At 66.2% G+C, this 11,061-nt stretch carries 5 protein-coding genes; all 5 read left to right on the forward strand.

Annotated features, from left to right (window positions below; all coding sequences use genetic code 11):
* Window positions 1-2 precede the first annotated feature (2 nt).
* The 5 genes from KA261_08055 (at window position 3) to KA261_08075 (ending at window position 10,933) form a co-directional block, all read left to right on the forward strand.
* Window positions 3-761, forward strand: coding sequence for an ABC transporter ATP-binding protein (locus tag KA261_08055; GenBank protein ID MBP7697750.1), 759 nt, complete (start codon window positions 3-5; stop codon window positions 759-761).
* A complete protein-coding gene (locus tag KA261_08060; protein ID MBP7697751.1) occupies window positions 761-1,603 on the forward strand; it encodes a metal ABC transporter permease in 843 nt (280 codons plus the stop codon). Before KA261_08055 ends, KA261_08060 begins: the two co-directional genes overlap by 1 nt.
* A gap of 204 nt (window positions 1,604-1,807) precedes the next feature.
* The gene (locus KA261_08065) at window positions 1,808-5,356 is read left to right on the forward strand and encodes a M4 family metallopeptidase (GenBank protein MBP7697752.1); all 3,549 of its coding nucleotides are present in this window, start codon (window positions 1,808-1,810) and stop codon (window positions 5,354-5,356) included.
* Window positions 5,357-5,457: 101 nt separating this feature from the next.
* The gene (locus tag KA261_08070) at window positions 5,458-8,295 is read left to right on the forward strand and encodes a M28 family peptidase (GenBank protein ID MBP7697753.1); all 2,838 of its coding nucleotides are present in this window, start codon (window positions 5,458-5,460) and stop codon (window positions 8,293-8,295) included.
* Window positions 8,296-8,920: 625 nt separating this feature from the next.
* The gene (locus KA261_08075) at window positions 8,921-10,933 is read left to right on the forward strand and encodes a M6 family metalloprotease domain-containing protein (protein MBP7697754.1); all 2,013 of its coding nucleotides are present in this window, start codon (window positions 8,921-8,923) and stop codon (window positions 10,931-10,933) included.
* The last annotated feature ends 128 nt before the right edge of the window (window positions 10,934-11,061 follow it).

Here is an 11,061-nt window from a genome sequence, read left to right on the forward strand (position 1 = left end):
CCATGGCGGAGCGGGCGGCGGTGGTGCTGGAGCAGGTGACGTTCGGCTACGATAGCGAGCCGGCGGTCGAAGAGGCCAGTTTCGCGATCGGGGAGCGGGAGTATGTCTGGATCGTGGGGCCGAACGGGGGCGGAAAGACGACGCTGGTGAAGCTGATTCTGGGGCTGCTGCAGCCGCGACGCGGGACGGTGCGGGTGTTCGGGGCGCCGCCGGAGGAGGCGCGGCACCGGATCGGGTACATGCCCCAGCACGCGCGGTTGGATCCGAAATTTCCGGTGACGGTTTTCGAGGTGGCCCTCATGGGGCGGCTGGGACCGCGGCGCTGGATCGGGCGGTACCGCCGGGCCGACCGCAAGGCGGCGCTTCGGGCGCTCGACCAGGTCGGGCTCGCGGACATGCGCAACCGCAACCTCGCGGAGCTCTCGGGGGGGCAGCAGCGGCGGCTCCTGATCGCCCGCGCGCTCGCGGCCGAACCCGAACTGCTCCTGCTCGACGAGCCGATGGCGAACCTCGACATCCGGGGAGAAAACGAGCTCACCCGGCTCCTGCAGGAGCTGAACAACCGCCTCACGATCATCATGGTGTCGCACGACCCGGCGTTTGTGGCCGGGTCGGTCAAGCGCGTCGTGTGCGTGAAGCGGCGCGTGCACACGCACCCGACCGCCACGCTCGACAGCGGGTTCATGCGGGAGCTGTACGGCACGGAGTTCCGCGTGGTGCGGCACGACGTCGAACAGGGGTCCGGGGAGGGCGCCGCCTGATGCTGGATTTTTTCCACGCGGTGACGCAGTATACGTTCGTGCTGAACGCTCTCCTCACCGGGATCCTGGCGAGCGTGGCGTGCGGGATGGTGGGGTCGTTCGTGGTGGCGCGACGGATCACCTATATCGCGGGCGGGATCGCGCACAGCGTGCTGGGAGGCATGGGGGTGGCGCGGTGGCTGGAGCTGGTCCACGGCTGGCCGGTCAAGCCGCTCTACGGGGCGGTGGCGGCGGCCTTGGCGGCGGCCCTGACGATCGGAGTGGTGAGCCTGAAAGCGCGCGAGCGGGAGGACACGGTGATCGGGGCGATCTGGGCGATCGGGATGGCGGTGGGGATCCTTTTCATTGCGGCGACGCCCGGCTACAATGAGGACCTGATGAGTTACCTATTCGGCAACATTCTGATGGTCGGCCCGGTTGATTTGTGGCTCATCGGGGGGCTGGATCTTGGCGTGATGGCCGTGACCCTGCTGTTTTTCAACCAGTTGCAGGCTGTCTGTTTCGACGAAGAATTCGCCCGCGTCCGCGGCCTGAATGTCGAGGCCTACTACCTGCTGCTGCTGGGGCTGACGGCGCTGACGGTGGTGATCCTGGTGACGGTCGTGGGGATCGTGCTCGTGATCGCGCTGCTCACGCTGCCGGTGGCGGTGGCGGGGTATTTCGCCCGGACGCTGGGGCGGATCATGGCCGCATCGATCGGGCTGTCAATTTTGTTCACGGTCGCGGGGCTGGCGGCGAGTTTCGGGCCGAATCTCCCGGCCGGAGCCATGATCATCATGGCGGCCGGGGGAAGCTACCTTGCGGTGGTGGCGGCGACGCGGCTGCGGCGGGCGATCCGGTAGAACGGGACGGGCGCGCGGAAGTCTGTGGGCGGGCGATTCTTTGGTTGACCTCCCCCCGTAATATGTTATCTTGATTTGTGCCACATAGAGATTAGTCCGCCGACGAGTCTCCGCGTTTTTTGGCCTTGCCTGATTGACATGTGCGAAATTGGCCATTCCGGATGAAGCATACGAACCGTCTATATGCCCGCAATTGGAGGATCAATGAAAGCGCTCGTGCTAACGGTAACGCTCTGCCTGTTGGTGGCCGGGGCTGTCTTCGCAGCGAATGACGAGGAGGGACCGGCCGGATCCAACCGGCTTCGCCTCGACCCCAATGTGACCAGGTACCTGGAGTCTGAGGACGGGGTTCCGCTTTATGTTTCTGGTACTTTTGCGCAGAAGGTGGCGCGCGGGAACGAAGCCGCGTCGGCCTACAGCTTCTTTGAGGAATACAAAGCATCGTACCGCATGACCGATCCCCGCGCGGAGCTGGCGGTCGAGCGGCTGGTGACGGATGACCTGGGGATGCGGCACCTACGCATGACGCAGCGGTACCGGGGGCTGCCGGTGATCGGCGGCGACCTGGTCGTGCATTTCACGGCGCAGGATCAGCTCCGGGGGGTCAACGGGACGTTTGTACCCGGGATCTCTCTGGAGGTCACGCCGCAGCTGGCCGCGGCCGAGGCGGTGCGGCTGGCGGAAACCGACCTCGCATCGTTCTTCGGCCAAGGCACGCCGGCCGAGCCGCAGCTGGTGGTGTTCCCCTGGGAGGGGACGACGCACCTCGCATGGCGGCTGTTCCTCTACTCCGACACGCCGATGGGGCGGTGGGAGTACTTCATCGACGCCCGGTCCGGCGCGGTGATCTACAAGGCTAACCGGATCATGAACAGCGACGCGATCGGAACCGGGATCGGCGTGATGGGCGCGGCCCGCGACCATATCGACGTCGACTACACCGGCTCGACCTACCAGATGAAGGACTACACACGGCAGGCGGCCAACAACCCGCACGGGCACGACGGGCAGATGCCGGCGGGGAACTATATTCAAACGAACATCGCCGGCTCCACGCTTCCGGGGTCGATCGCCACGGACGCCGACAACTACTGGGATGTGGCGGCGACGCAGCGGCCGGCGGTGGACGGGCAGGTGTACACGGCGCTGATGTACGACTACCTGCTGGCCCATTTCGGGCGCAACGGCTACAACAACGCCGGGGCGAGCATGCTCACGATCGTCAACTACAGCGGCGACGGCAACGACAACGCGTACTGGGACGGCTCGCGGATCGTGGTCTGGAGCTGGTCGACCGGGTGGCGCTCGCTGGCCGGCTGTCCCGACGTGATCGCCCACGAGTGGGGGCACGCGGTGACCGAGTATGAATCGAACCTCGTGTACCAGAAGGAGCCGGGGGCGCTCAACGAATCGTTTTCGGACATGATCGGGGCGGCGTTCGAGTTCTACTACGACACGCTGGACGTCCCCGACTGGGATATGGGCGAGAACGGCCGGACCACGGGCGTGGCGTTCCGGTCGATGGACAACCCGCACGAGTTCGGGGATCCGGACACCTACGGCACCGGCGACCCGTATTGGGTTGACGTAGTCAACTGCACGCCGAGCTCCTGGAACGACTACTGCGGCGTGCACACCAACAGCGGCGTCGGCAACAAGTGGTTCTTCCTGCTGTCGGACGGCGGGACGCACAACGGCGTGACGGTCACCGGCATCGGCGTGCACAACGCGATCAGGGTGGCCTACCGGGCCAACGCCTACTACTGGAACAGCCAGACGACCTACCACGAGGCGGCCATTGCGACCCTGGATGCGGCCGATGATCTCGATCCCAGCGGCCTGTGGTCGCAGCGGGCCGCGCGGGCGTGGACAGCGGTGAATGTCGCCGTGCCCCTGCCGGGACTCGCGTTCTCATTCCCGGACGGTGTGCCGTCGACAATCACCCCGACCGACTCGACCGGTTTCCCGGTGGTGATCGCGGGCGTCTACGGCGGCGAGATGATGACCGGGAGCCAGCGGCTGCACTACCGGACCGACGGCGGCGCGTGGGAGCACCAGGTGATGGCGCCGGCGGCCGGGGATACGTTCACGGCGATGCTCCCGCCGGCCGAGTGCGGCAGCACGGTCGAGTTCTACTTCAGCGCCCGGCTGAGCGACGGCACGACCTATGAAGAAGCGAGCATGGCCAATCCGCTCTCCGCGATTCCGATGACGGAGGTTACGGAGGTGATGGATGACAATTTCCAGACGAACCTTGGCTGGACGGTGACGAGCACGGCGACGGCCGGGCAGTGGCAGCGCGGCACGCCGGTGGGCGGCGGCGACCGCGGCGATCCGCCGACCGACTACGACGGCTCGGGCCAGTGCTACCTCACGGGGAACACCGACGGCGACTCGGATATCGACGGCGGCACGACGACGCTGATCTCGCCCACCTTCGATTTGTCGGGCGGCGACGCCGAGGTGAGCTACGCGCGCTGGTTTTCCAACACATACGGCTCGGCGCCGAATGAGGACGTGATGGAGGTGTTCGCCTCCAACGATAACGGCAACAGCTGGGTGCTGGTGGAGACGGTCGGCCCGGTCGATGAGGCCGGCGGCGGCTGGTACACCCACTCGTTCCTGGTGGGGAACTTCCTCACGCCGAGCGCGCAGATGAAAGTGCGGTTCGTGGCCGGCGATCTCGGGAGCGGCTCGGTGGTCGAGGCGGGGGTGGACGCGTTCAAGGTGACGCGCTTCACTTGCAACAGCGGCATCCCGGCGCCGGCGATTCAGACGACCGATGTCCCCGACTGGACTATCGGCGTGGCCTGCAGCCAGCAGTTGGCGGCCACGGGCGGGACGGGCGCGCTGACGTGGAGCGATCTGAACGGCGACCTGGTCGGGACGGGGCTGAGCCTCACCACCGACGGGCTCCTGACCGGTACGCCCTCGGCGGCCGGACCGATCACGTTCACGGCGCTCGTCACGGACGAAAATGCGCAGACTGATCAGCAGCTCCTGAATTTCACGATCAACAGCGCGGTGGTGGTCAACGCCGCCACGCTGCCCGACTGGACGGCCGGCGTGGCGTACGCGCAGCAGCTCACGGCGAGCGGCGGGACGGGCGCCCGGACATTCAGCGACAAGCTCAACAGCCTGGCGGGCACGGGCCTGACTCTGAACGCCGCGGGCGCGCTGACCGGGACGCCGGCCGCGGCCGGGTCGATCGGTTTCACGGCGCTCGCGACCGACGCGGTCGGGGCGACGGGGGAACGGGTGTTCGGTTTCACGGTTAATCCGGCCGTGAGTATCACGACCGCGAGTCTCCCCGACGGCAAGGCCGGGGAAGCCTACACGCACGCTATGGAGGGAACCGGCGGGACCGGCGCGCTGGTGTGGTCGGACGCCGGCGGCACGCTGGCGGGACTCGGACTGGCGATCTCGGACGCCGGCCTCATTACCGGCGCGCCGGTCGACAGCGGGACGTTCACTCTCACGCTCCAGGCGGCCGATCAGGTCGGGTCGACCGACCAGGTCGAACTGTCGCTCCACGTGGCTCCCGCGTTCATCTGCGGCGACATCGACGGCGACGGAACGATCGGGGTGGCCGACGTCACCTACCTGGTCGCGTTCATGTTCCGGGGCGGCGAGGCGCCGCCGATCATGGCGGCGGCCGATTTGAACGCCACCGGGGCGATCGAGGTGAACGATCTCACCATGTTGATTTCGTACCTGTTCCGCAGCGGTCCCCTGCCTACCTGCGCACCATAATCTCGTGACACCCCCGGGGCCGCCTGCCCCGGGGGTGTTCTTCAAGGCCGCGACCGGCGGCCGAATGGGAGATGTCTCATATGCGTTACCGGATATGTCTTGTGATCTGTGCGATCCTGTGCGGGATCGCCCCGGCGGCCGGTGCGGCCGACCTCTACCGTGTGGCCGTGGAGAGCGCGGCCGACGCGCGGGCGCTGAACGCCGCCGGCGTGGATGCGGCCGTACGGGTGCGGGGGGGATACCTCGTCCTGGTCGATGCCCGGGCTCTCCCGGCGCTCGCCGAGAGCGGGCTGCGCTACGACCTGATCGCGACCACTGTCGACCGCAGCACGCTGGCGCTCGGCACGCACCACGACGGCGCCAACCCGGGCGGATATCCGACGGTGTATGCCGAGGACGGCGTGCGCCTCTACCGGGTGGAGCCGGGAGACGTGCGGGACAGGGCGGAGGCGGACGGTCTCGCGTCGTTGCCCCCAGGGAGCCGGCGAATCGTGTACCGCGAGCCGGCGCCTCGGGAGGTGAAGCAGCGCGCGCCGGGGAGCCTGGACCTCGAGACGCTGATCGCCCTGGTGCGGCAGGACTCGCTGCAGTCGTACACACTCCAGCTCCAGGCCTTCCCCAACCGGGTCACCGGTTCCCTGGGGAACCGGCAGTCGCGCGACTGGCTCCAGAACCGCCTCATCAGCTACGGCCTTGACTCTGCGTACCAGGACAGCTTTCTCTACGGCTCGACAAACTGCCAGAACGTCATCGGCGTCAAGATGGGGACGACCCTCCCCGACCACCGCATTGTGGTCGGGGCGCACCGGGACGCGGTGTCGGGCTCGCCGGGAGCGGACGACAACGGCTCCGGGACGGCGGCCGTGCTCGAGATGGCGCGGGTGATGGCGGACATACCGACGGAGATGACGTGGGTGTTCGCGCTGTTCGACTCCGAGGAGCAGGGGCTGAACGGATCCTACCACTACGCGGCCTCGGCGGCGGCCAACGGCGACAGCATTATCATGATGCTGAACATGGATATGATCGGATACAACGGAAACGTGAACAACGTGAGCGTGCACTACGGCGAGGACACGGTGTGGGCCTCGCGCTGGAAGATCATCGCTGACTCGCTGTCGACGAACCTGATCGGGTACTTCAGCGGATCGGCCTCGAACTCCGACCACTACCCGTTCCAGCAGGAAGGGTATGACGTCGTCTTCCTCATCGAGTACAACTTCTCGACCGTGTACCACTCGGAGCAGGACAGCACGACCTATATGAGTTTTCCGTACATGCGGCGGATCGTGCAGGCGTCGCTGGCGACCGCGTACGACGCGGACGGCGCGTACCTGCCGACGCCGGGGGTGCTCTTCACGGAAGTCGACCCGATCCCATTCATGGTGCCGCCGGTGGACACGTCCGAGTTTCTGATCTCCATCACGCCCGGTCCGGGCGGGGCGATTGCCCCCGGCAGCGCGCAGGTGCACTTCCGGTACGACGCCGGGGCGTGGCAGACCGGACCGCTGGCCGATCTCGGCGGCGGCACGTACGCGGTCCCGCTGCCTGGACCGCTCTGCGGGGAAAGGGTGCAGTTCTATGTGAGCGCGGCCGAGGTAACGACCGGGATGTACACCTATCCGGACTCGGCCTCGCCGTGGTCGGCGGCGGCGGCGACGCAATTCACCACCGCGCTGGCCGACAATTTTGAAACGGCGCAGGGGTGGACGGTGACGGGGAACGCGACCGCCGGTCAGTGGGCGCGGGGCGTGCCGGCGGGCGGCGGATCGCGCGGTGATCCCCCGACCGATTTCGACGGCTCGGGCCAGTGCTACCTCACCGGCAACAGCGCGGGGGATTCCGACGTCGACGGGGGCACGACCTACCTGACCTCGCCGACGTTCGACGCCACCGGGGGGGATGATGCCCTCGTGCACTACGCGCGCTGGTACTCCAATGACTTCGGGGCCAGCCCCTATGAAGACTACATGGACGTCCACGTGTCGAACAACAACGGCAGCACGTGGACGCTCGTGGAACGGGTCGGACCCTCCGGGACGCAAGTCTCGGGCGGGTGGTTCGAGCATTCGTTTGAGATCGGGGACTTCACGGCGCCCACAAACCAGATGCGGCTGCGCTTCACCGTGGGGGATCTCGGCAGCGGGTCGGTGGTCGAGGCGGCCGTGGACGCCGTGAGCGTGACGGCGTACACGTGCGAGGAAGGGTACTTCGTCATCACGACCGAGGATCTCCCGGACTGGACGGCGGGGGTTCCCTACTCCGTGCAGCTCGAAGCGGGGGGCGGGGTCGGCGCGCGGACGTGGGCGGACAAATTCGGCGACCTGCTCGGCACCGGACTGAGCCTGTCCTCCGGCGGGCTGGTAAGCGGCACGCCCACGGCGTCGGGAACGATCGCTTTCACGGCGACGTGCACGGACGAGGCGGACAGCACGGTTGAGAAGGCGTTTTCCTTCCTGATGAATGCGCCGGTGTCGATCGCCACGCGGTCGTTGCCGAACGGAGTGGTGGGGGAGGCGTACGCCCAGACGCTGACGGCGGTGGGCGGAACGGGCGGCCGCACGTGGAGCGAGCCGGGCGGCGGCCTGGCGGGCACCGGGCTGACCCTTGCGGCCAACGGCCTGCTGAGCGGGACGCCGACTGCGGCCGGCCCGATCGGCTTCACGGCCCGCGTGGAGGATGCGGTCGGGGGCTTCGACGAGGAGTCGTTCTCTTTCGTGATCGAGCTCCCCTACGTGTGCGGGGATGTCGACAACTCCGGCGAGGCGCCCAATGTGGCCGATCTGACATTCCTCGTCAACCACCTGTTCCGGGGCGGGCCGATGCCCCCGGTGGCGGAGGCGGCGGATGTCAACGGCGATGGGAATCTGACGGTGGCGGATCTGACGCGGCTGATCGATTTCCTCTTCCGTGCGGGCGGGCCGCTGGAGTGTGAGTGATGTCCGGCGGGACCCTCAACCCCGGGCTGAGAGTAGAATTCACCTTGGCCGATTGCAGCGGGAAAGGTGGAATTTACCCGCGGCCCGACTTGGGGAAGGATAAGATCGCGTAAGTTGTTGCCTGATAGTGTATTAAAAATGACAATCAGAACGTGTTTTGGCACGCGTTTTGATTGTCATTTTTTTGTCATTGCACTTACGAAGCAGCCGAACTTGGCTTCCGGCCCAACCGAGCCAGTCCGGAAGAGAAAAGACGTCTCACTATTGCAAGGGTGGGATTGTTGACAGGGGTAGATCGAAGAGTCGTCAAGACGTCGGGTCATGAGGGGGACGACAATTTCGGTCAGGGACTTGTGAGGACTTGCAAGTGGGGAGTGACTGGGGGCTTCATGCAGCCGCCCGGCTGGTGATGAGTTAAGACCCGGTAGCTGCCTACTCACTGCCGGGTCGCCTTTTGCTACCATACACCCATCAGAGATGGGGACCGGTTCTCCTACGCCGGTCCCCGTTCTTTTTGCGCCGGCCGGAAATCGGCGGGGAGACCGACCCGGCTGTCCGTATGGTAAGGTAGAATGGACGAATCTGTCATCTCGGGTCCGGTGAGAGGAATCCTATGAAGCACAAGATGGTACTGAAGACATGGGCGCTTGCGGGCGCGGCTTTCCTGCTCGTCCCGGGGGCGCAGGCGGACGTATCCAAAGCGGTGGTGTGGGACATTCCGACCGATGTCGCCGTCAAACAGTTCGGCGCTCTGCCCGGTTCGGCCCTGACGGCCGACGAGATCCGGTCGATTTCGCAGTATCGCTACACGGAGGATACGCTCAAGGTGCTCGTGATCTGCGTGGAGTGGTGGGACCGGCCGCACACCTACTCGCGGGAAACGCTCGACAGCATGCTGCTCTCGCGCGACGTGTACGGGGGCGGCTCGCTGGCGGACTACTTCGATGAGGTCTCCTACGGCCAGGGGGTAGTGGTGGGACAGGTGCTGGAGTGGTACAACGCCGGCTATTACATGGGAAACGTGCAGTACAATTTCGAGGCGCTCCTGGCGGAACTCGACCCGGTGGTGGATTTCTCGCAGTTTGACGGGAACGGGGACGGGGACGTGGATGCGGTCATTTTCCTGCGCTCGGGCACCGGGCAGGAGGACAGCCGGGAGTCGGAGGACATCTGGTCGTACGCGATGTCGTACGCGACCGGGCACGGCCCGGGGCCGTTTGACGGCGTTCACGTGAGCCACTGGAACACCTCGCCGGAGCTAAGGCCGCTGCGCGATCCCGCCTGGCCCCCCTACTTCTCCGGGCTCGACAGCCTCAACAACATCCGGGTCTTCTGCCACGAGCTGGCCCACAATTTCGGCCTGCCGGACCTCTACGACTATGACGCCAAGACCGACACGACCACGTACTTCACCCCGGCCGACAGCAACGACCACCCGGTCTACGACTGGTGCCTGATGGGGTACGGCGGGTACGGGATCTTCTCGATCAAGAGCCGCGTTCCCTCGCACCTGTGCGGGTGGAGCAAGATGCAGATCGGGTGGCTAGACCCGATCGAAGTGACCGGGACCTGCGAAAACCTGGTCCTCTACGATGTCGAGACACACACCGACAGTTCCCTGTACCGGCTGCCGATCCGGCCGTGGGAGGGGGAGTATTTCCTGTTGGAGTTCCGAAACCCCCGTGCGGGGGGAAAATTCGACAAACTTGATTCGGATTTCAGCGTCTATTTCCCCAACACCCTCGCCTATGGATGCGACACGCTCGACGGGGGGCTGATCATCACGCACGTGCATGATTCGCTGGGGGCCTGGTGGTTCCGCATCAACTACGGCTGGCCCTGGTATCCCCACTACACGGTGGCGGTCGAGGATGCCGGGTACAATCCCGCCATTAACATGTCCGCTAACCCCGAGGGCTACGTCACCGACAGCGCCCAGTGGTGGTATCCCTACGAGACGCGCAAGGGGGCGGCCTTCTCCCCGAACGTGCCGGGGCAGAATCTGTTCAGTCCGACGACGTATCCCTCGAGCGACGGCTACGAAGGACCGTCGGGGATCATCGTGCGGGTCGATTCCATTGTCGGCGACCGTATGTACCTCTACGTGCACAACCCGTTCTTCTACGATGCCGACGGGGACGGTGCGGCCGACGGCGCCGACAACTGCATGGACACCTACAATCCCGACCAGGCCAACGCGGACGGGGACCAGTTCGGCGACGTCTGCGACAATTGCCCGACGGTCACCAATGCCGACCAGGCGGACTATGACGAAGACGGGATCGGGGATGCGTGCGACGCCTGTCCGGCCGATCCGTTTAACGATGCCGACGGCGACACGCTGTGTGCGGAGGGGGACAACTGCCCGAACGCCTACAACCCCGGCCAGGAGGATGCCAACGAGGACGGGATCGGCGACGCCTGTTGCTGCCTGCTGCGGGGGGATATGAATCTTGACGGGGCGGTGAAGGTGTCGGATCTGACGATGCTCATCAACTTCCTGTTCCGCGGTGGTCCCGCCTCGGGCTGCCCGGAGCATGCCGACGTGAACGGGGACGGCGGAGTGGCCGTTTCGGATGTGACGGCGCTGATCACCTATCTGTTCCGGGGAGGCGCGGCGCCGCCGAGCTGCCGGTAGGCGCGGGTCGGGCGCAGACTGCCGCGACGCGCGGCGCGGTTTCGAAGGGAACTGCGCCGCGCGTTGTCTTTACAATAATCTGGTGGCTCGCGGGGCGCCGGTGTCTTGACAGACGGCGATGCGAGCCA

Source organism: Candidatus Zixiibacteriota bacterium (assembly GCA_017999435.1).
Taxonomy (GTDB): Bacteria; Zixibacteria; MSB-5A5; order GN15; family FEB-12; genus JAGNLV01.